At 60.6% G+C, this 18,421-nt stretch carries 23 protein-coding genes; 10 read left to right on the top strand and 13 right to left on the bottom strand.

Translation table 11 applies throughout. The annotated features are described in order from the left end of the window. Position 1: 1 nt before the first annotated feature. Together KUW67_RS04125 and KUW67_RS04130 are read right to left on the bottom strand one after the other, a co-directional pair. Positions 2-199, bottom strand: coding sequence for a hypothetical protein (locus KUW67_RS04125; RefSeq protein WP_224824013.1), 198 nt, complete (start codon positions 197-199; stop codon positions 2-4). Further along, positions 196-501 carry a hypothetical protein gene (locus KUW67_RS04130; RefSeq protein ID WP_224824014.1) on the bottom strand — a complete coding sequence of 102 codons (306 nt, stop codon included), beginning with the start codon at positions 499-501 and terminating at the stop codon, positions 196-198. Before KUW67_RS04130 ends, KUW67_RS04125 begins: the two co-directional genes overlap by 4 nt. 94 nt (positions 502-595) lie before the next feature. Here KUW67_RS04130 and ispH point away from each other — a divergent pair, with 94 nt between their 5' ends. From ispH to rnhA, 5 genes are read left to right on the top strand one after another with little or no spacing between them, the layout of a single operon-like run. Beyond that, complete coding sequence (gene ispH / locus KUW67_RS04135) at positions 596-1,546, top strand: 4-hydroxy-3-methylbut-2-enyl diphosphate reductase (RefSeq protein WP_224824015.1); 951 nt, start codon at positions 596-598, stop codon at positions 1,544-1,546. After that, on the top strand, positions 1,543-2,157 hold the full coding sequence (locus KUW67_RS04140) for a LysE family translocator (RefSeq protein WP_224824016.1): 615 nt from the start codon (positions 1,543-1,545) through the stop codon (positions 2,155-2,157). The genes ispH and KUW67_RS04140 overlap by 4 nt, the downstream gene beginning before the upstream one ends. Then, positions 2,154-2,603, top strand: coding sequence for a DUF3429 domain-containing protein (locus KUW67_RS04145; protein WP_224824017.1), 450 nt, complete (start codon positions 2,154-2,156; stop codon positions 2,601-2,603). The genes KUW67_RS04140 and KUW67_RS04145 overlap by 4 nt, the downstream gene beginning before the upstream one ends. Next, positions 2,600-3,187 (top strand): class I SAM-dependent methyltransferase, encoded by a 588-nt coding sequence (locus KUW67_RS04150; RefSeq protein WP_224824018.1) that lies wholly within the window; start codon positions 2,600-2,602, stop codon positions 3,185-3,187. The genes KUW67_RS04145 and KUW67_RS04150 overlap by 4 nt, the downstream gene beginning before the upstream one ends. Continuing rightward, on the top strand, positions 3,180-3,635 hold the full coding sequence (gene rnhA, locus KUW67_RS04155; RefSeq protein ID WP_224824019.1) for a ribonuclease HI: 456 nt from the start codon (positions 3,180-3,182) through the stop codon (positions 3,633-3,635). The genes KUW67_RS04150 and rnhA overlap by 8 nt, the downstream gene beginning before the upstream one ends. Before the next feature lie 508 nt (positions 3,636-4,143). Here the strand turns inward: rnhA and fmt are convergent. Genes fmt through def (KUW67_RS04170) form a run of 3 tightly spaced genes read right to left on the bottom strand, consistent with a single transcriptional unit; the run spans position 4,144 to position 6,060 of the window. Next, the gene (gene fmt, locus KUW67_RS04160; RefSeq protein WP_224824020.1) at positions 4,144-5,043 is read right to left on the bottom strand and encodes a methionyl-tRNA formyltransferase; all 900 of its coding nucleotides are present in this window, start codon (positions 5,041-5,043) and stop codon (positions 4,144-4,146) included. Further along, positions 5,040-5,534: a peptide deformylase gene (gene def, locus KUW67_RS04165; RefSeq protein ID WP_224824021.1), complete on the bottom strand. Its 495-nt coding sequence runs from the start codon at positions 5,532-5,534 to the stop codon at positions 5,040-5,042. Before def (KUW67_RS04165) ends, fmt begins: the two co-directional genes overlap by 4 nt. Before the next feature lie 4 nt (positions 5,535-5,538). Then, positions 5,539-6,060, bottom strand: a complete 522-nt coding sequence (def, locus tag KUW67_RS04170) for a peptide deformylase (RefSeq protein ID WP_224824378.1) — start codon at positions 6,058-6,060, stop codon at positions 5,539-5,541. Between the two features lie 93 nt (positions 6,061-6,153). Here def (KUW67_RS04170) and KUW67_RS04175 point away from each other — a divergent pair, with 93 nt between their 5' ends. Continuing rightward, positions 6,154-7,323, top strand: a complete 1,170-nt coding sequence (locus tag KUW67_RS04175) for a MalY/PatB family protein (protein ID WP_224824022.1) — start codon at positions 6,154-6,156, stop codon at positions 7,321-7,323. 21 nt (positions 7,324-7,344) lie between these two features. Here the strand turns inward: KUW67_RS04175 and KUW67_RS04180 are convergent, their stop codons facing one another. The 8 genes from KUW67_RS04180 to KUW67_RS04215 all read right to left on the bottom strand — a co-directional run bounded on the left by KUW67_RS04180 (position 7,345) and on the right by KUW67_RS04215 (position 14,793). Beyond that, positions 7,345-7,692, bottom strand: coding sequence for a hypothetical protein (locus KUW67_RS04180; RefSeq protein ID WP_224824023.1), 348 nt, complete (start codon positions 7,690-7,692; stop codon positions 7,345-7,347). Between the two features lie 93 nt (positions 7,693-7,785). Beyond that, on the bottom strand, positions 7,786-8,553 hold the full coding sequence (gene cobM, locus KUW67_RS04185) for a precorrin-4 C(11)-methyltransferase (protein ID WP_224824024.1): 768 nt from the start codon (positions 8,551-8,553) through the stop codon (positions 7,786-7,788). A 10-nt stretch (positions 8,554-8,563) separates the two neighbouring features. Then, positions 8,564-10,369: a precorrin-3B C(17)-methyltransferase gene (gene cobJ / locus KUW67_RS04190; protein ID WP_224824025.1), complete on the bottom strand. Its 1,806-nt coding sequence runs from the start codon at positions 10,367-10,369 to the stop codon at positions 8,564-8,566. Beyond that, entirely contained in the window at positions 10,360-11,061 is a 702-nt protein-coding gene (cobI, locus tag KUW67_RS04195; protein ID WP_224824026.1) for a precorrin-2 C(20)-methyltransferase, read from the bottom strand. Before cobI ends, cobJ begins: the two co-directional genes overlap by 10 nt. Next, positions 11,058-12,260, bottom strand: coding sequence for a precorrin-6y C5,15-methyltransferase (decarboxylating) subunit CbiE (cbiE, locus tag KUW67_RS04200; RefSeq protein WP_224824027.1), 1,203 nt, complete (start codon positions 12,258-12,260; stop codon positions 11,058-11,060). Before cbiE ends, cobI begins: the two co-directional genes overlap by 4 nt. After that, complete coding sequence (locus tag KUW67_RS04205; protein ID WP_224824028.1) at positions 12,257-12,895, bottom strand: precorrin-8X methylmutase; 639 nt, start codon at positions 12,893-12,895, stop codon at positions 12,257-12,259. The genes cbiE and KUW67_RS04205 overlap by 4 nt, the downstream gene beginning before the upstream one ends. Before the next feature lie 17 nt (positions 12,896-12,912). Beyond that, the gene (locus tag KUW67_RS04210; protein WP_224824029.1) at positions 12,913-14,178 is read right to left on the bottom strand and encodes a sirohydrochlorin chelatase; all 1,266 of its coding nucleotides are present in this window, start codon (positions 14,176-14,178) and stop codon (positions 12,913-12,915) included. 255 nt (positions 14,179-14,433) lie between these two features. Then, positions 14,434-14,793, bottom strand: a complete 360-nt coding sequence (locus KUW67_RS04215; RefSeq protein WP_224824030.1) for a response regulator — start codon at positions 14,791-14,793, stop codon at positions 14,434-14,436. 168 nt (positions 14,794-14,961) lie between these two features. Between KUW67_RS04215 and KUW67_RS04220 the strand changes: the two genes are divergently transcribed. The 4 genes from KUW67_RS04220 to KUW67_RS04235 all read left to right on the top strand — a co-directional run bounded on the left by KUW67_RS04220 (position 14,962) and on the right by KUW67_RS04235 (position 18,382). Continuing rightward, entirely contained in the window at positions 14,962-15,330 is a 369-nt protein-coding gene (locus KUW67_RS04220; RefSeq protein WP_224824031.1) for a DUF1636 domain-containing protein, read from the top strand. After that, positions 15,327-16,256: a threonine-phosphate decarboxylase gene (locus tag KUW67_RS04225; RefSeq protein WP_224824032.1), complete on the top strand. Its 930-nt coding sequence runs from the start codon at positions 15,327-15,329 to the stop codon at positions 16,254-16,256. Before KUW67_RS04220 ends, KUW67_RS04225 begins: the two co-directional genes overlap by 4 nt. After that, the gene (cbiB, locus tag KUW67_RS04230; RefSeq protein WP_224824033.1) at positions 16,253-17,152 is read left to right on the top strand and encodes an adenosylcobinamide-phosphate synthase CbiB; all 900 of its coding nucleotides are present in this window, start codon (positions 16,253-16,255) and stop codon (positions 17,150-17,152) included. The genes KUW67_RS04225 and cbiB overlap by 4 nt, the downstream gene beginning before the upstream one ends. A 90-nt stretch (positions 17,153-17,242) precedes the next feature. Continuing rightward, positions 17,243-18,382: a lytic murein transglycosylase gene (locus tag KUW67_RS04235; RefSeq protein ID WP_224824034.1), complete on the top strand. Its 1,140-nt coding sequence runs from the start codon at positions 17,243-17,245 to the stop codon at positions 18,380-18,382. The last annotated feature ends 39 nt before the right edge of the window (positions 18,383-18,421 follow it).

Below are 18,421 nucleotides of genomic sequence, written 5' to 3' on the forward strand. Positions count from 1 at the left end.
GCTACTCCTCGAAACCATTGTCGAAATCGGTGTCGGCCCAACGCGCCACTTCCTGCGTCAGCCGTTTCTTATACCGGCGCTGCCGCCTGCGCGCTTTGGCGGGGCTTGCCCGCCACCCTTCGCGCTTGTCCGACACCAGTTCATCAATGTCGTCTGCCGTCTCAACCCGGCGCGCATCTTTGGGAGAGCTGCGCTTCACCGCAATTTCCCCCGCCAGATCAGCGATTGCCGGTTCATCTCATGCAAATCCGCGCGGCCCTGCGCGATCTCCTCCGCCAGCCGAACAGCCTGTATCGCCTGCGCCGGTGTTAAATGCTTGTAGGCTGGCCGCTCCAGATGGTCGTACCAAGTGCCGCCGCAAACGTGATCCAAAACGATCCGCTGAAAGCAATGGTCATTCACCACAGGCCAGCCGCGCGCATTGTCGCGCGCCATCTGCGGCAGCACCTCGCGCGTCAGCCGCAGATACTCCGCCACGATGTCCAAATGTTCCGTTTCCATAGCCAGCGATCTAGCCGGGCGCGCATGAAGGGCAATGCGCCCTCTAGACCTCGGCCCCCCTCTGCCTTACCTCTTGAGGGAACCGGAGAAAACCATGACCAAGCCCGCTCTGACCCTCTATCTCGCAGCCCCGCGCGGCTTTTGCGCAGGCGTTGACCGCGCCATCAAGATCGTCGAGATGGCGCTGCAAAAATGGGGCGCGCCGGTCTATGTCCGCCACGAAATAGTGCATAACAAATTTGTCGTGGACAGCTTGCGCGATCAGGGCGCAGTGTTTGTCGAAGAGCTTGACCAATGCCCTGACGACCGCCCCGTCATCTTCTCGGCCCATGGCGTGCCGAAAGCCGTCCCCGCGGCGGCTGCAAAGCGCGAAATGATCTATGTGGACGCCACCTGCCCGCTGGTCAGCAAGGTCCATATCGAGGCCGAGCGTCACAATCGCAACGGTCTGCAAATGATCATGATTGGCCATGAAGGCCACCCCGAAACTGTCGGGACCATGGGTCAGTTGCCCGAGGGCGAAGTGCTGTTGGTCGAAACCGTCGAAGACGTCGCCACGGTGCAGGTCCGCGACCCCGACAAGCTGGCGTTCGTGACGCAAACCACGCTGTCGGTCGATGACACGATCGACATCGTTGCAGCGCTGAAAGCCCGTTTCCCGGCCATCGTCGGCCCTCATAAGGAAGACATCTGCTACGCCACGACCAACCGGCAGGAAGCCGTCAAAGCCATAGCAGGCAAATGCGACGCGCTACTGGTTGTTGGCGCGCCAAACTCGTCCAACTCCAAACGCTTGGTCGAGGTCGCCTCTCGCGAGGGTTGCCAATACGCCCAGCTCGTCCAACGCGCGACCGACATCGACTGGCGCGCGTTGGAGGGCATCAAGACCCTCGGCATCACCGCCGGCGCCTCCGCCCCCGAAGTGCTCATCAATGAGGTGATCGACGCCTTCCGCGACCGCTTCGACACCACCGTCGAGCAGGTCACCACAGCCGAAGAAAACGTCGAGTTCAAAGTCCCCCGCGTCCTGAGAGAGCCCGCATGATTTCCCTGCAATTCCTTGTCACCGCCCTCGTCGTGGTGATCGCCCCGGGCACCGGCGTGCTCTACACGCTGGCCCTTGGTCTGGGCCAAGGCCGCCGCGCTGCGATTGCCGCCGCGACCGGCTGCACCTTCGGGATTGTGCCGCATCTGGCCGCAGCGATCCTGGGCGTCGCCGCGATCCTGCACACCAGCGCGCTGCTCTTTAACATCGTGAAATTCGCAGGCGTTGCCTATCTGCTCTACCTCGCATGGCAGTCTCTCAAGAACGGTGGCGCGCTGGCCATCAGCGCCGAACGCACCGCCGATCCCGCATGGCGCATTGCCCGCCGCGGCGCTTTGATCAACATCCTGAACCCCAAGCTGTCGATCTTCTTTCTGGCGCTGCTGCCGCCCTTCCTGTCGGGCAATCCTGCCACCGCAACCGCCGAAATGCTGCTAATGGGCGGCATCTTCATGGTGCTGACCTTTGCGGTCTTCGTCCTTTACGGCGTCTTCGCTGCAGCCGCCCGCGCCAAGCTGCTGCAAAGCACCCGGATCATGACATGGCTCAACCGCAGCTTTGCAGCGGTTTTCGCCGCACTGGCAACCCGATTGGCGTTTGAGCGCGCATGACCATCCCCCGCGCTGCTCTCTACCTTGGCCTTGCAGGGCTGATCCCGTTTCTGTGGGGGGCGCTGACATTGGTCAGCACCGACCTAGCCCAATGGGGCGCGCGCAGTCTGGGGCCGCGCTTTGTCGGGCCTTATGTGCAGCTCTCCTACGGCACGATTATCCTCGCCTTCATGTCAGGCGTCCTCTGGGGGTTTTCCACCAAGACCACAGGCGCGCAAGCGGCGGCGGGCTATGGTCTGTCGGTGATCCCCGCACTCTGGGCGTTTTTCATGGTCGGCAGCGGGCCGGTTTCTTCGGCGATCAACCTGATGGCAGGCTTCGCAGGGTTGCTTGCTTTGGATTTCATGTTCTGGCGCTGGGGGCTGGCTCCGAAATGGTGGATGAACCTGCGCGTCCTGCTGACAGCGCTGGTGCTGACCAGCCTGGCCGTGACGGCCTTCCTATGAGCGACAAGAAAACTATCGACGTTTATGACGCGCGCGCAGGCGAATATGCCGATCTGGTCGAGCAAACCAAGATGCCCGGACTGGATGCATTCATTGCTGCCATGCCCAAGGGCGCCCATGTGCTTGATCTGGGATGCGGTCCGGGCAACAGCGCGGTGCATATGGCCGCCGCCGGTTGCGTTGTCACGGCCGTTGACGCCTCTGCCGAAATGGTCGCGCTGGCCAAGGCGCAGCCGGGAGTAAACGCTCACCAAGCCCGGTTCGATCAGATCGAAGGCACTGCCCTTTATGATGGAATCTGGGCGTCGTTTTCGCTTTTACATGCCCCGAAATCCGCCTTTCCCGGCCATCTGAGCGCGCTGCACCAAGCCGCCAAACCCGGCGCGCGATTGCATTTGTCTGTGAAAACCGGGGAAGGCGAATTTGAAGACAGCATCGGGCGCTTCTACGCCTATTACACAATCGAAGAACTCGACACATATCTGACCAAAGCAGGCTTTCGGCTGGCAAACCACCTGACCGGCGAGGACCGTGGTCTGTCTGGTGATATCTCCCCTTGGGTGGCGGTCGAAGCCTATGCCTGATCTTTTTGCCTATACCGACGGGGCCTGCTCCGGCAATCCCGGCCCGGGCGGCTGGGGCGCGCTGCTGATCGCGCGCGAGGGCGAGGCGGTCTTGAAAGAGCGGGAACTCAAGGGCGGCGAGCCTCAGACAACGAACAATCGCATGGAATTGCTGGCCGCGATCCACGCGCTGGAAGCGTTGGAGCGGCCCTCGACCCTGACGGTCGTGACCGACAGCGCCTATGTGAAAGGCGGGATCACCCAATGGATGCATGGCTGGAAGCGAAATGGGTGGAAAACCTCGACCAAAAAGCCGGTCAAGAACGAGGATCTGTGGAAGCGCCTTGACGAGGCGGCGGCCCGTCATTCCGTAACTTGGGAATGGGTCAAGGGCCATGCCGGGCATCCCGAAAACGAGCGTGCGGATGAACTGGCGCGCGCTGGAATGGCCCCGTTCAAACCAGATTGAGGGATTGCGCCGCGCTTCGCGCGTCGCCTGATTTGAAAGGTTGCGCCGCACTTCGCGCGTCGCGGGGGGCGGGGCTGCGCCCCGCGGTGCTTTACGATCAGCGGAGTGTGGATGACCTCGGATTGCCTTAAGGTATTTATGGACAAAAGAAGACAGGAGCCTGCGCTGCAATGTCGGGCGAGGGGCATATTGTCATCTCGGGATATGCGCGCAGGCATTGACGGGCCAATAAGCGGCGCGTTCAAACCGTGAGAGCCAAAGACCCATTCACCGCCTTCGCCGCGTTAAGGTTAACAAAGGAGAAGCGGTAGAGATGGTCCTGTTTTAGGTGAGACTTTGGTTAACAACGCGCGCGGTTTCCAACGTGCAAGACGGTGCGTTAACCTTAATATTTCGTTGAAAAACAGAGCGGTTAGAGGGGCTTTGGTATTATGTTAAGTGTCAAAAACAGAGTCTCAATGAAATCAATGCCCCGCCTCTGAAAACCTGGTTTCGCACGCGAAACCGGTCAGTCCAGGTGCGATGGCATCTCTGTACCGCGCAGGAAATCGGCGGCAGGCACCGCACGCTTGCCTTGCCGCTGCGCGTGAGTGATCCGCACCGCGCCATCGCCGCACGCCACCTCAAAATTGCCCAGATGCGCACCCGGTGCGCCACGGCCATCGCAAAGCTCTGCATCCAGCAGTTTCACCCGCTCTCCCGCGATCTCGCACCATGCACCTGGAAAGGGCGAGAGGCCCCGGATCAGCCGATCCACCTGTGTTGCGGGACGGGTCCAATCGACCCGCGCTTCGACTTTGTCGATCTTTTCGGCATAGGTCACGCCATCCTTAGGTTGCGGTTTGGGCGTAAGCTCAGGCAATTGCGCCAACGCCTCGACAATCAGCCGCGCACCCATTGCGCTGAGCCGGTCATGCAGCCGCGCTGTCGTATCCGCGCCCGTGATCGGTGTGGCCTCGCGCAAGAGCACTGGGCCGGTATCCAGCCCTGCCTCCATCTGCATGATGCACACGCCGGTTTCCGCATCCCCCGCCATGATCGCGCGGTGGATCGGGGCCGCACCACGCCACCGCGGCAGAAGGCTGGCGTGGATATTCAGGCAGCCATGCTGGGGCGCGTCCAGAATGGGTTGCGGCAGGATCAAACCGTAGGCCACAACGACGCCGATATCGGCCTGCAAATCCGCAAATGCTTGTTGGTCCTCCGCCGCTTTCAACCGCGCAGGATGGCGCACTTCCAACCCCAGTTCCAAGGCCCGCGCATGAACAGGCGAAGGGCGCTCTTTCTTGCCGCGACCGGCGGGGCGGGGCGGCTGGGTGTAGACCGCGCAAACCTCGTGGCCGGCCGCGACCAACGCCTCTAGCACCGGCACGGAAAACTCCGGCGTGCCCATGAAGACTACCCTCATGCGGCCCCCTTGCGCGCCTTGCGCAGCAGCATGTCCCGTTTCACTTTCGAGAGCCGGTCAAAGTACATCTTGCCGTTCAGATGGTCGATCTGATGCTGCACGCTGGTTGCCCAAAGCCCCACGAAATCGCGTCGATCCATAACGCCGTCCTCGTTCATGTAGCGGACCGTCACTGCGCGGGGTCGCTTGACCACAGCCGACACGCCAGCAAGGTTTGGCGAGGCCTCCTCGTGTGGGCGCAACTCTACCGAGGCGTGCAACACTTCCGGGTTTGCCATGCGCACCGCCTGCCCGCGTTTTTCCGACGCATCCACGACGGCAATTCGCAGCGAAACCCCCAATTGCGGCGCGGCCAGACCGACGCCTGGCATCGCCTCCATCACCTCGATCATCTCGTCCCACAGTGCACGGATTTCGTCCGTCACGGCCTCCACGGGCGCCGCAACCTTGCGCAACCGCGCATCGGGCCAAGGGATCAAAGGACGGGGCATATTATCAGACGCGCGCACGTTCGCGCTTCAGTTTCTGCATCTTGCGGGTGATCATCTGACGCTTCAGCGGGCGCAGATAATCGATGAAGAGCTTGCCATCCAGATGGTCAATCTCATGCTGCACGCACGTCGCCCAAAGCCCGTCGAACTGTTCTTCATGCATCTCGCCATCCAGGCCCAGCCAGCGCACTTTGACCTCCGCCGGACGCTCCACATCGGCATATTGTTCGGGGATCGACAGGCAGCCTTCCTCATAGGTCGACAGCTCGTCCGAGGCCCAGGTCACCTCAGGGTTCATCAGGACCATCGGGCGCGGATCGGCGCCTTCTTCCTTGATGCAGTCCATGACCAAAAGCCGCTCCATCACGCCGATCTGGTTTGCGGCCAGACCAATGCCGGGCGCGTCATACATCGTCTCCAGCATGTCGCGCGCCAACTCGTGATGCGCCTCTGTGACCTCGGTCACAGGCTCCGCCTTTTTCTTCAGGCGTGGGTCGGGGTGGATCAGGATCGGGCGTATGGTCATGGCTTTCATGTAAGGCAGCCGCGCGTCAGAGGCAACGGGCCTTGCACCTGCGCCCCTGTGGGTTAGCTTGCCAGAAAAGCACCGGAGAACCCCATGTCATTCGACCAGAAAATCGACCGCCGCGGCACCCATTGTTCCAAGTGGGACAGCATGGAAACGCTTTACGGCGTCTCCCCCGAGGACGGTCTGGCGATGTGGGTCGCCGACATGGATTTCCGCCCGCCGCAATGCGTGCAGGACGCGGTTCAGGCGATGGTCGATCACGGGGTCTATGGCTATTTCGGGGATGAAAGCAAATACCGCGCGGCGATCCAGTGGTGGATGCAGGAACGCCACGGTTGGGCAATTGAATCGGACTGGATTTTCAGCCTTCACGGCCTCGTCAACGGCACCGCAATGTGCGTGGAGACCTATACCAAACCCGGCGATGGCGTGATCCTTTTCACCCCGGTTTACCATGCCTTCGCGCGGGTCATCAAAGCCGCCGACCGCGAGGTCGTCGAGATGGAGTTGGTCAACACAGACGGCCACTACACCATGGATTTCGACGCCTATGACGCGGCGATGACGGGTAATGAGAAGATGGTGATCCTCTGCTCGCCCCATAATCCGGGGGGCCGCGTCTGGACCCGCGAAGAGCTTCAGCAGGTCGCCGATTTCTGCAAGCGGCATGACCTGATCTTAGTCAGTGACGAGATCCACCATGACCTGACCTATGGTGCCAAGCACACCGCGATGTCGCTTGTTGATCCGTCCATCACTGATCGCCTTGTGATGATGACGGCGGCCACAAAGACCTTCAATATCGCCGGCAGCCATATCGGTAATGTCATCATCGAAGACCCCGATCTGCGCGCGCGATTTGCCAAGCGGATGGCGGGGCTGGGCCTCTCGCCGAACTCGTTTGGCCTCTTTATGGTAACGGCCGCCTACACGCCCGAAGGGGCCAAATGGGTCGACGAGTTGATGGCCTATCTGGCCGAGAACCAGCGCATCTTCAACGAAGGCATCAACGTCATTCCGGGTCTGAAAGCGATGCCGCTTGAGGCGACCTATCTGTCATGGGTCGATTTCGCAGGCACCGGCATGCCCCGCGAAGAATTCACCTCCCGCGTTCAAGATCAGGCCAAGATCGCCGTGAACCATGGCCCAACATTTGGCAAAGGCGGCGAGAGCTTCTTGCGGTTCAACATCGCCGCCCCGCGCGCAATCATCGAGGATGCCGTCGCCCGCATGCAGGCCGCTTTCAGCGACCTGCAATAAGGTTTCGCACGCGAAACGCGGTTAACGGGGCAGCAGCGCGACCGGCGCGTTCGGGTCGCGCGAATAGTCTAAGGCAGGGGCGTCCGTGGCGGCTGTCTTGCGCTTGAACTCGTACTGCATCTCGTCGCCTTCCTCGGAAGAAGCCACGATCAGGCATTGATAAAGATGCACGCCGCCATGGTGTAGATCAACAAGCCCGCGCAGCTTTGGAGCAACCTCGGCCTCCATGGCGAAGCCGATTTCCCAAAGGCGCAAAACGGGGAAAGTGTCTTCCCCCACATGCACCCGCAGGCGGCTGCCCTTGCGCTGGGCGGCTTTGCGCGCGGCTTCAAGCCCCGCTTTCACTTCGTCGGATAGGAATGTGGACATCACGCCCTCCATCAATCTCGCAAAAGAGAGGATGGCTGGGCGTCCGGTAAAAGCAAGGTAAATCCGCGCAATAGTCTGTTTCGGCGGATTTTGTCAGCCTTTGGCCACAGGCCGCAACACATGGGGCATCGCGGGGTCATAAAGCGCGCTGTCCTTAAAATCCTGCACCTCTGCCAAGGCAGGCCCCACCAGAATCAACGCCGTCCGCGTGATCTTTTCGTCCCGCACCTTGGCCCGGATATCGCTCAGCGTGCCACGCAGGAACATCTGGTCCGGCCAGCCCACGCGGTAGGCCACAACCACAGGGCAATCGGCCCCATAATACGGGATCAACTGCCGCTCAATCTCGCGGAGCGCGCGGATGCCCAGGTGGATCGCCAAGGTGGCTTTGGAGCGCGCGAAATTCTCCAGCGTCTCACCCTCTGGCATCCCGGTCGACTTCATCGACATGCGCGTCAGAATGATCGACTGCGCAACCTCCGGGATGGTTAACTCCTGCCCTAACGCGGCGGCTGCCGCGGCATAAGCCGGAACGCCCGGAACGATCTGATAGTCGATCCCATCCGCCTTCAAACGCCTTATCTGTTCGGCAATCGCGCCATACAAAGAAGGGTCCCCCGAATGGACCCGCGCAACGTCTTGGCCTGCCTGATGCGCCTTCAGAATCTCCGCATGCGTGTCGTCCAACGTCATCGGCGCGGTGTCCAAAACCAGCGCATCTGCGGGCGCTTCTGCGACCACCTGCTCGGGCACCAGAGAGCCCGCATAAAGGCAAACTGGGCAGGCCGCGATCAGCCGTTGCGCTTTCAGGGTCAACAGCTCCGGGTCGCCGGGACCGGCCCCGATAAAATAGACGGTCATAGCGTGCTCCTTAACCAGTTTCCGACAGATCGCCGTCGATCTTTCGAGCGTATCCGCGCGGCGTATACATGCGCGGGCCTTCGCCCAGCTTTGCCAGTTTCGAATGGCTCGATCCGACCAGAACGACCGTCAGCATATCGACCTCGTCCACTTTCAGATCGGCGAGGTTGCGATAGCGGATATGCTCCTCTGGCCGCCCAAGAGACGAGGCGAGCATCACGGGCGTATCGACCGGACGGTGCTGCAACAGGATGTCCCGCGCCTCAGCCAAAAGCGTGCGTCGTCGCAGCGAAACCGGGTTGTAGAACGCGATGACAAAGTCGCCCTCCGCCGCAGCATGGAGCCGCTTGATGATGTCTTCACGCGGGGTCAACAAATCACTCAGCGAGATGGCGCAGAAGTCATGCCCCAGCGGTGCACCCGCGCGGGCAGCGGCCCCTTGCAAGGCCGAAACGCCCGGCGTGCAAACAACCTCAACCCGCCGCGCAGCATCGGTGACGCCATGCTGGTCTGGCCCGCGATCCAATAGCTCGAACACCAAAGCGCCCATGGCGTAAATGCCTGCGTCGCCTGAACAAATCAGCGCGACGTTCTTGCCTTGGCCTGCCTGTTCCAGTGCGAAGCGGCATCGATCTTCTTCGCCGCCCAGCGGAAAATCACTGCGCGTTTTGCCGTGGGCGAGCGGCCCCAGAAGGTCGATGTAAAGCCCATAGCCGACCAGCTCTTCCGCCTCGGCGACAAGCTGGCTCGCCTCGGGCGTGCGCCACGAATGCTGCCCCGGCCCGATCCCGATGATTGACAATCGGCCCCTCGCCCGGCCATTGATTTCCGTGATTGGCACCTCGGCCTTTGCCACGGCACAGGTCGCGTTTTTGGTCTTCTGTTTCGGCACAACCAAGCTGCCATCCGACGCCGCCAAGGCCGCTCCTTCGGAGACGCCGTGGCATCCAACTTCCGCGAAAACAACGTCTGACGGGTTGGCCAGATTTGGCGTCTGCGCCTCCAGCTCCTCTGCCGTGAAGACACGAAACGGGACGCCCAGATCCGCGGCCAAAGCGTTCATCGCGGGCTCGTCGCCCTTCAGATCAAGCGAGTTCACCGACGCAATCGCACCCTGTGCAATCCCCGCCTCAGCAAGGGTCCTGTTAACCAAGTCCGCAAGCTCCACCGGATCGCAATCGCGCGCGCATCCGACCCCCAAAGCGTAGCGCTGCGGATGGTAAACGAGCGTCGTTTCATCCGCTTTGACCGGCGCATCTGTCGTCACCAGACGCACGGTGCCATCCGGATCGTGCGGTAGGTCAAAAAGCGCTTCCCCTTCAATCCGCGCAGAGCCTCCATTCAACAGCGCGGCCATCACGGACTTCGCGTTTTCGGGGTTTGCCAGTCGGTAGCCCGAGGGCGGCGCATCCAGCGCTACGCCCAGCGCCACATCGCCTGCAGTGGTCACAGCAGCGACTGCGCCCAGCGCTTCGGCGATGTCTTTCGCCAAACGGTTCGCGCCACGATGACCGCCCAAAAGCGGGATCACGACAGAGCCGTCATCAGAGACCGAAATCACAGGCGGCTCGGTCGTTTTGTCGGACAGCAAAGGGGCCACACCGCGGATCAGAATGCCCGCCGCGCAGACCCCGATAATCGCGTGTTTCGCTGCGAAAAGATCGCGCGCATGATCCAGCGCGTTGGCGAAATAGGTATCCGCTTTTTCGACCCGGCCTTCCCGCCCATGAACCGCGCAATCGAGTGCTGCGGCGATCTTGTGCGCCACCGGCTCCCCGGATTTGGAGAGCGCAAGAACGACGGGGGTCACAGCCATGGATCGGCTCCTTTAGTCACGAGAATCATCGAGAAATACGGGGCTTTTTCCGGTGCTTTGGTTAACGGCAAACGGACTTCATTCGGCAGCGTCGCACGTTCGATGTAGGCGGCGCGGTCGCTTAGCCCCGCGGCCTTCAGAACGCGGCGGATCTTGGGAAGGTGACGCCCGACCTTCATAATGACTAACGACTCCGCGTCGGCGATGCGGGCGGTCATCGTCGCCTCGTCCAGCGGGCCAGGGATCACGGTGAGCACTTCGTTGCGCGCCGCAAGCGGCAAGCCTTGGGCTGCCGCGCAAGCCGTCATGGAGGTTACGCCGGGGACAATCTCTGTTCTGAACTGATCCGAGAGACGTGCAAAGAGATACATGAAAGAGCCGTAGAAGAACGGATCACCTTCACATAGCGCTATGACATCGTTGCCTTTTTTCAGCTCGTGTGCGATCTGCGCAGCCCCTTCGTCATAGGCCGATTGGGCTGGCTCGCGCGCGGTCGTCATCGGAACATCCATGACAATCTCGCGTGCTGTTTTCGGGATCACATCAGACGCAATCGCACGCGCAAAACTGTCGCCACCAGCGAGCGTCGGATAGGCGATCACAGGCGCATTGGAGATTAACCTATGGGCTTTGATCGTTAACAATTCAGGATCGCCCGGTCCAAGGCCAACGCCATAAAGGGTGCCAGTCATCGCTTCATCAGGCTCCATTGGGTGACCGGCATCAAGGCACGCCAACCAGTTTTCGGGCCGACAGGCTCGGCACGATTAACCATGATCTTCACAAGATCGCCGCCATGGCGGGCGTGCAGATCAATCAAAAGCGCTTCGGATTCGAGCGTCACTGCGTTGGCGACAAGTCGCCCGAATGGCTTGAGGGCGGACCAGACTTTCGCAAAGGTTTCCTCGGACAATCCACCACCGATGAAGACAGCATCGGGCGCAGGCAAATTAACCAAGTCATCGGGGGCCTGCCCGTCTATGATTTCGAGCTTTGGTGTGCCGAGGGTTTGCGCATTCGCAGCCGCCAAGGCGCGCCGATCCGCGCGTTTTTCAAGCCCGATTGCGCGGGCTTCGGGGGCCGCGCGCATCCATTCGATTGCGACCGAACCGCAGCCCGTCCCGATGTCCCAGAGAAGCGCGTCGCGCATGGGCATCAGCTTGGCGAGGGTCGTGGCGCGGACCTCTTGCTTGGTCATTGTGCCGTCATGGTCGAAGGCGGAATCTGGTAAACCGGGCGTCCGGGACAGGACTGTTGCGTCCGGTCTTGCGATGCAATGAACGGCCATCGTGTTGAAGGCAGGAACGCTGTGAGCCCAATCTTTCGCAGTCCCATCGAACCGTTCTTCCGAAGGTCCGGCCATGGCAGCGATCACAGTTACCTGACTGCCGCCATATCCGCGATCCATCAAAAATGTGCATATTTCAGCGGGGGTTTCGGCGCCTGTTGTCAAAATAAGCAATTTATTACCGGGCTGAATGGCCGGAATGACCTGCGCAACCGGGCGTCCGTGAACCGTCAAAGTCTCAACGTCCGGAAGCGACCAACCCATGCGCGCAGCGGCGAGTTGAAAGGCGGACAGCTGGGGATGATATGTGATCTCTTCAGGGTTAATGGCGCGCCCGATCCGGGCACCGACAGAGTACCAAAGCGGATCGCCAGTGGCGAGGACGACAACGCGCTTGCCCTTGTGAGACAGCAGCGTGTCGATCAGCGCATCAAAGGGCGAAGGCCACGCAACCCGAGCTGCTGTCACGGCGGCAGACAGTTTATGATGACGGTCGCCACCGATGATAATTTCGGCAGCCTCGACCGTGGCGCGGGTCGCGGGGGCGAGGCCATCAAGGCCGTCTTCGCCGATGCCGACAATATGCAGCCAACGGTTCGTCACGTGCGGTCTTCCGGCAAGCCTGCGGCCAAAGCGTTAACCGCGGCAGAGGCGATGGCAGACCCGCCGCGCCGCCCACGCAGGGCGATGAAATCCGTGCCGCGGGGGTTTGCGGCGAGTTCGGCTTTCGACTCGGCCGCCCCCACAAAGCCCACAGGGAAGCCGAGGATTACGGCAGGTTTCGGCCAACCTTGATCCAGCAATTCCAGAAGATGAAAAAGGGCTGTCGGCGCATTGCCGACGGCCACGACAGCACCTTCGATATGGGGTTTCCAAAGCTCGACCGCCGCTGCAGAGCGCGTATTGGTGATCTCTTTCGCAAGATCCGGGGTCGCGTCGTTATTCAGTGTGACGATCACCTCGTTCTGGGCGGGTAGATAGCGGCGGATGATACCAGAGCCGACCATCTCGCAGTCGCACAGGATCGGTGCGCCCTCCGCAAGCGCGGTGTGGCCTGCCTCATACGCGGTCTGTGAAAAGGCGAGCCGATCAGCGATCTCGACCATGCCGCAGGCGTGAATGATTCGGATCGCGAGCGCTTCCATCCCTGGTGAAAATCGCTCCAGACGCGCCTCCTCCCGCACGGTCGCAAAACTTTTTGCGTAAATAGCGAGAGGGTTTTTTTCGTATGGGCGCATCGCGCAGGACCTGCCCGTTACTTTTGCCGCCGCGCGCTTTCCGGGCCATGCGGGTGGTCCGCATGAGGGTAAGGCGCGTGGTGATGGTCGTGGCTGTGATCGTGGTCATGATCATGGTGGTGGTGATGATGGTGATCGTGGCCATGGTCGTGATGGTGATGGTGATGGTGATGGTGATGATCGCTGGCCTGAAGGCGGCAAAGCCCGGTGCAAAACGTGTCGCACAGGGTGCAATCTGCGACGTTGGAACCGGGCGCGCTGGCGCCCTGCCCCTCGACGTGGTGGTGGTGGCTTTCCTGCACGGCACCGACTTCAGCCTCAAAGCCGATCACCTCTGTCCGGTACTTGCAAAGCACGCATGTGGGCGGCGGAACAGAGCCGAAAGCCGCGTGTCCATTGCCTTTTTCCGCCGCGAGGGTGGCGCGCTGTTCGGGTGTGAGCTTGCGCACATCCTCCCCTTCGATGGCGAGGATTTGGGTGCGGTATTGGCAGGTTCCGCAGTTGGGGATCGGCACATCGCCAAGCTGTTCGGTGATGCGTTCGGCGAATGTCTCAAGCACTTTCGGATGGTCGTTTAGATAGCCCGCCTTGACGAATTGGATGTCGGGATGCTGCGCAGCAACTTGATCGGTGAAGCCGTAGATCCGGTCGATCAGAATGCCGGTAAACAGGAAATACGGGAAGACGATGACGCGCTTGTAGCCAAGGCGCGTGACGTGCTGAAGGCAGGGTTCGACAAGGGGGAAGGTCACGCCGGAATAGCCGACCTCGCACCAGCCAAAACCCAAACCCTCCTGCAAAATACGCGCAATTTTAGAGACATTTCCGTTGGCATCGGGGTCAGAGGCGCCACGACCGATCACAACGAGGCAGGTCTCGTGCAGCGGTAGTTCGCCATGCTCGGAATTGGCCCGGTCGACGGCATCTTGGACGCGCCCTGCAGCGGCCGAAATCATCTTGGGATCAACGCCAAGCTCGCGGCCATACTGAACGTCAATGCCGTGCTTGACGGCATAGGTGTTCAACACCGTGGGGATGTCATTCTTGGCATGCATCGCGGCAAAAAGCATGCACGGCACGGCGAGAATGCGCTCGCATCCGGCCTCGCGCAGCTTGTCGAGGCCATCGCGGATCACGGGGTTGGCGAATTCCAGATATCCGTATTCTGTAAGCCAATCATCGGGCAGATAGGCGGGCAATTTCTCGGCCAGGACCGAAAATTCGTCGACTGCGGCCTGGCTGCGAGACCCGTGGCCGCAGATCATAACACCGGTTTTGGGCATGGCTGCCTCCTGTCTGCTACGGCACAAAAAGGGAAATGGCCGCGCAAGGCGGCGATCACGATGCAGCTTCGAATCCCCGGTATGGGTCAATTCCCGGCTGCCAACCTTTCTGGCCAAATTGGCGTCGTATCGCGAGCGGTATACGGCGCGCATCCGGCCCGTGCAAACGCAAAGGCGTCGCGGTGCCGACCGGAACCGACACTGGCGAAATTAAGGTTAACAACTGGTGGGAATGGTTAACGCATTGAAGCAGGACTAACGGGGGCCAAGATGCTCCACCATCGCCGCCAGATCATCAGGCGGGGTCGAGGTCTGCACATAACCGCATGCATTCGGCATGTGTTCAAAGACGGATCCATCGGAGAAAAAGGTCGTACTGGTCACGTAAATCACCCGCGCTTCAGGGCGGCGATAGCAGGCGTAATCCGCGATCGCCATAGCGCTGCCTTCCTCAAGAATGAGGTCGAGAATGATCACATCAATCTCATTCTCGCGGACCATCTCTATCGCTGCCGCAGTGCTGGTTGCGACGAAAACCTCAGCGCTTTGGCATTCGATATGGCGCTTCCACAGCTCGGCAAGTGGCCGCCTGCTTTCGATTATTAGTACTCGCATCTTTCCTCCGGTTCTCGATATATCGACGAACCGACCCAATCTTCCCTGACGTTGAGGTAATCTTTGAAAAGTTAATAAACCCTTAACCGATGTTAACAATACTCAACATCTTGCCCTTGGACGGCAGGTTAGGCACTAATCCGCCGAGAGGCAGAACAAGAGGGCAAAATGACCACCTGGATCACAATCTGCGACACCTGCAAACGAGACGGTTGGGAGCAAGGCGACATGACGCTCACCGATGGAGAGCGGCTGGCGGCCCTGATCGAAGCGGAAGCGGGGGACACGGTTCAGACGCGGCGTGTGTCGTGCCTCATGGGATGTGCGCGAGCGTGCAACGTAGCGATTCAGGCGGACGAAAAACTCGCCTACACTTTGGGGGATTTCACGCCGGATGCAGAGGCTGCGGCGGGTATTGTTCGTTACGCTGAACTGCACGCGCAAAGTGAGACCGGGCAGGTGCCCTATCGCGAGTGGCCACAGGCCATCAAAGGGCATTTTGTGACGCGCCATCCTCCGCTTCCGTTGGAAAAATGACAGAAAATCAAAGAGATCACGGTGGCGGTCTTGATGCGGCTGTTGCGCGTTGGGGCGGTGTACGCACTGACTGGATCGACCTGTCGACGGGGATCAACCCAGAACCTTATCCGCTTGGCGAGTTGACATCAGACGCCTGGACTGCGCTTCCGGATCGCGCGGCACAGGATCGGCTGATCAAGGCCGCACGACAGTTCTGGGACGTGCCGCACGAGGCCGCAGTTTTGGCCGCTCCGGGGGCGTCAGCCTTGATCGCGAAGATGCCTTCGCTTTGGCCCACAGGGCAGGTGCAAATCGATGCCCCGACCTATAACGAACACGCTGCCGCCTTCGAGGCGGCGGGCTGGTCGATGGGTGCGGGCGACGCGATGATCGCGGTGCATCCAAACAATCCCGACGGGCGGTTTTGGGGTGCAGAAATGCTTACCGCGCCGTTCACAATCATTGATGAGAGCTTTTGCGATATCGCGCCCGATCGTTCTCTGATCCGTTTGGCAGGGCGTCCCGGCACTGTAGTGCTTAAAAGTTTCGGTAAATTCTGGGGGCTTGCGGGGCTACGCCTTGGGTTTGCGATTGGCGACCCAAAGATGATCGCTGCGCTGGCCGAGCAACTGGGCCCTTGGCCTGTATCCGGTCCCGCGCTTGAGATCGGCGCCCGTGCATTGGAGGATACCGCCTGGACAATCGCGACCCGTCAACGGCTGGCGAAAGATGCCCAGCGCCTGGACGCCTTGATGGCACCACACGGGGCGCTGATCGGTGGCACTGATCTGTTCAGGCTCTATGATGTCGGCGATGCGCAGGCGTTTCAAAGACGTCTGGCCGCCGCGCATATCTGGTCGCGGATTTTCCCTTATTCATCCTCGTGGCTGCGGCTTGGTTTACCATCTTCCAAAGACTGGAACCGACTGGACGCAGCCCTGTGAGCCTTGCATTGGCTCTCTGCCTGGATGCGCTTTTCGGCGAGCCGAAATGGCTGTGGAACCGGTTTCCTCATCCTGCGGTCTTGATGGGCCGCGCGATCGGTTGGATCGACGAAAACGTTAACAAAGGTACCATGCGGAAGCTGCGCGGTGCTGTCGCATTCAGCGTGATCGGGTGCCTCGCGCTGGTGCTGGGAGCTGCGTTGCAAGCGCTGTCCGGACACATCATCGACGTGATACTTGCCGCGATTTTGCTGGCGCAAAGATCGCTTGTTGACCACGTCAAGGATGTCGCCAATGGCGCGCGCCTTTCCCTTCAGGAAGGGCGGCGCATGGTGGGCCGGATCGTGGGGCGTGATACGTCCCAGATGGACAATCCAGCCATCGCGCGCGCGGCGATTGAATCAGCTGCCGAGAATTTCGGTGACGGTGTCGTCGCCCCCGCTTTTTGGTTTGCAATCGGGGGATTGCCTGGTTTGCTGCTTTATAAGGTGACGAACACCGCAGACAGCATGATCGGCTATCGCACCCCACGCCATGCAGAGTTTGGCTGGGCCGCCGCGCGGTTTGACGACCTGCTCAACTGGGTGCCTGCGCGCCTGACGGCCGCACTGATCGCGCTTAGCCATTTCGACTTTGGCGGATGGCACGAGATCCGCAAAGATGCGCAGTTGCACCGCTCACCGAATGCAGGTTGGCCAGAGGCCGCTATGGCCCGCGTTCTGGGGGTCGCGCTGTCGGGGCCGCGATCTTATGAAGGGCAGATGCAGACCTTTCCATTCGTTAACGTAAGCGGACGCAAAGACATCGGACCGGATGCCGTCGATGCGTCAGTGGCCGTGCTGTGGCGCGCTTGGATCCTGTTGCTGGGCGGCGCGGTTCTTATCGCCATTCTGTGATATTGCGTGCCAGCCTGCGCCTGCTAGGATAAGCTCGTTCAAACGGAGCTTACAATGCAACGGTTAACCTCTTTTTTTGCAGCTTGCCTGATGGCCAGCGCAGCGTCGGCGCAAACCCCCTGTGGCGGGTCTTTTTCCAGCTATGTCGGCCAATTGAAGTCCGAGGCCGTCGCGAAAGGCCATGCGCCTGCAACCGTTGACAGATTTTTCGCGACTGTCCGACAGGACCCAAAAGTGATTAACGCGGACCGCTCCCAAGGGGTGTTTCGCAAAACATTCATCGACTTCTCCCGGTCTCTGATTTCGGCCAACCGAATGAATAATGGCGTCGCGAATGCCAAGAAGTACCGCAGCGTCTTTCAGGCCGCGCAAAGCCGATATGGTGTGCCGCCCGGCGTCTTGCTCGCGTTCTGGGCGCTGGAGACGGATTACGGCGCGGTGCAGGGTAATTTCAACACGTTGAACGCGCTGGTAACGCTTAGCCATGATTGCCGCCGCCCGCATCTTTTCCGCCCGCAAGTCTTTGCCGCCATTGAGCTTTATGAACGCGGCGAGTTTGATCCCGCCCGCACAAAAGGCGCCTGGGCGGGTGAGATCGGCATGGTTCAGATGCTGCCCGAGGATATCTTGCGCAACGGGGTAGATGCCGATGGCGACGGGAAGGTCTCGCTGAAAACCTCGCCCCCGGATGCGCTGATGTCGGGGGCCAAAATGCTGTCCAATCTGGGCTGGCGACCGAATGAGCCATGGCTGCAAGAGATCGCTGTGCCCTCCAACCTAGACTGGAGCAAGACCGGTCTTGATCACCAACTCAGCGTTAACGAATGGGCCGCGATGGGGGTGCGCCCACGCGCGGGCCAGTTGGCCTCTGGGAACATGCAAGCGTCGGTGCTGCTGCCCATGGGGCGCAACGGCCCCGCCTTCCTCGCCTACCCGAATTATCGCGTCTATTTCGAGTGGAACAAAAGCTTCGTCTATGTCACGACCGCTGCCTATTTCGCGACACGGCTTGAAGGCGCACCCGTTTACACTGCGGGAAACCCGGACAAGGGGTTGGGCGGCAACCAGATGGTCGCGCTTCAGAAAAAACTCGCCGCGCGCGGCCATGATGTGGGTAAGGTCGACGGCATTCTAGGTGCCAAAACCCGGCGTGCCGTGCAGAAAGAACAAGCCCGGCTTGGGATGCCCGCAGACGCGTGGCCAACGCCCGCCTTGCTCAACAAGCTCTAGCAAAAAAGCGAAGCCACGCTCTTTCGCTCTTCCCAAATA

The organism is Cognatishimia sp. MH4019 (genome assembly GCF_020177595.1).
In the GTDB taxonomy this organism is placed as follows: Bacteria; Pseudomonadota; Alphaproteobacteria; order Rhodobacterales; family Rhodobacteraceae; genus JAHTBL01.

Coding starts and splice junctions, on each gene's coding strand:
- KUW67_RS04140 (WP_224824016.1), top strand. CDS start 1,543: ATGATTTCCCTGCAATTCCTTGTCACCGCCCTCGTCGTGGTGATCGCC.
- KUW67_RS04205 (WP_224824028.1), bottom strand. CDS start 12,895: ATGCGCCCATACGAAAAAAACCCTCTCGCTATTTACGCAAAAAGTTTT.
- KUW67_RS04130 (WP_224824014.1), bottom strand. CDS start 501: ATGGAAACGGAACATTTGGACATCGTGGCGGAGTATCTGCGGCTGACG.
- KUW67_RS04150 (WP_224824018.1), top strand. CDS start 2,600: ATGAGCGACAAGAAAACTATCGACGTTTATGACGCGCGCGCAGGCGAA.
- KUW67_RS04180 (WP_224824023.1), bottom strand. CDS start 7,692: ATGTCCACATTCCTATCCGACGAAGTGAAAGCGGGGCTTGAAGCCGCG.
- fmt (WP_224824020.1), bottom strand. CDS start 5,043: ATGAGGGTAGTCTTCATGGGCACGCCGGAGTTTTCCGTGCCGGTGCTA.
- KUW67_RS04175 (WP_224824022.1), top strand. CDS start 6,154: ATGTCATTCGACCAGAAAATCGACCGCCGCGGCACCCATTGTTCCAAG.
- def (WP_224824021.1), bottom strand. CDS start 5,534: ATGCCCCGTCCTTTGATCCCTTGGCCCGATGCGCGGTTGCGCAAGGTT.
- KUW67_RS04235 (WP_224824034.1), top strand. CDS start 17,243: ATGGCCAGCGCAGCGTCGGCGCAAACCCCCTGTGGCGGGTCTTTTTCC.
- def (WP_224824378.1), bottom strand. CDS start 6,060: ATGACCATACGCCCGATCCTGATCCACCCCGACCCACGCCTGAAGAAA.
- KUW67_RS04220 (WP_224824031.1), top strand. CDS start 14,962: ATGACCACCTGGATCACAATCTGCGACACCTGCAAACGAGACGGTTGG.
- cobM (WP_224824024.1), bottom strand. CDS start 8,553: ATGACCGTCTATTTTATCGGGGCCGGTCCCGGCGACCCGGAGCTGTTG.
- KUW67_RS04215 (WP_224824030.1), bottom strand. CDS start 14,793: ATGCGAGTACTAATAATCGAAAGCAGGCGGCCACTTGCCGAGCTGTGG.
- cobJ (WP_224824025.1), bottom strand. CDS start 10,369: ATGGCTGTGACCCCCGTCGTTCTTGCGCTCTCCAAATCCGGGGAGCCG.
- KUW67_RS04225 (WP_224824032.1), top strand. CDS start 15,327: ATGACAGAAAATCAAAGAGATCACGGTGGCGGTCTTGATGCGGCTGTT.
- KUW67_RS04145 (WP_224824017.1), top strand. CDS start 2,154: ATGACCATCCCCCGCGCTGCTCTCTACCTTGGCCTTGCAGGGCTGATC.
- rnhA (WP_224824019.1), top strand. CDS start 3,180: ATGCCTGATCTTTTTGCCTATACCGACGGGGCCTGCTCCGGCAATCCC.
- KUW67_RS04210 (WP_224824029.1), bottom strand. CDS start 14,178: ATGCCCAAAACCGGTGTTATGATCTGCGGCCACGGGTCTCGCAGCCAG.
- cobI (WP_224824026.1), bottom strand. CDS start 11,061: ATGACTGGCACCCTTTATGGCGTTGGCCTTGGACCGGGCGATCCTGAA.
- ispH (WP_224824015.1), top strand. CDS start 596: ATGACCAAGCCCGCTCTGACCCTCTATCTCGCAGCCCCGCGCGGCTTT.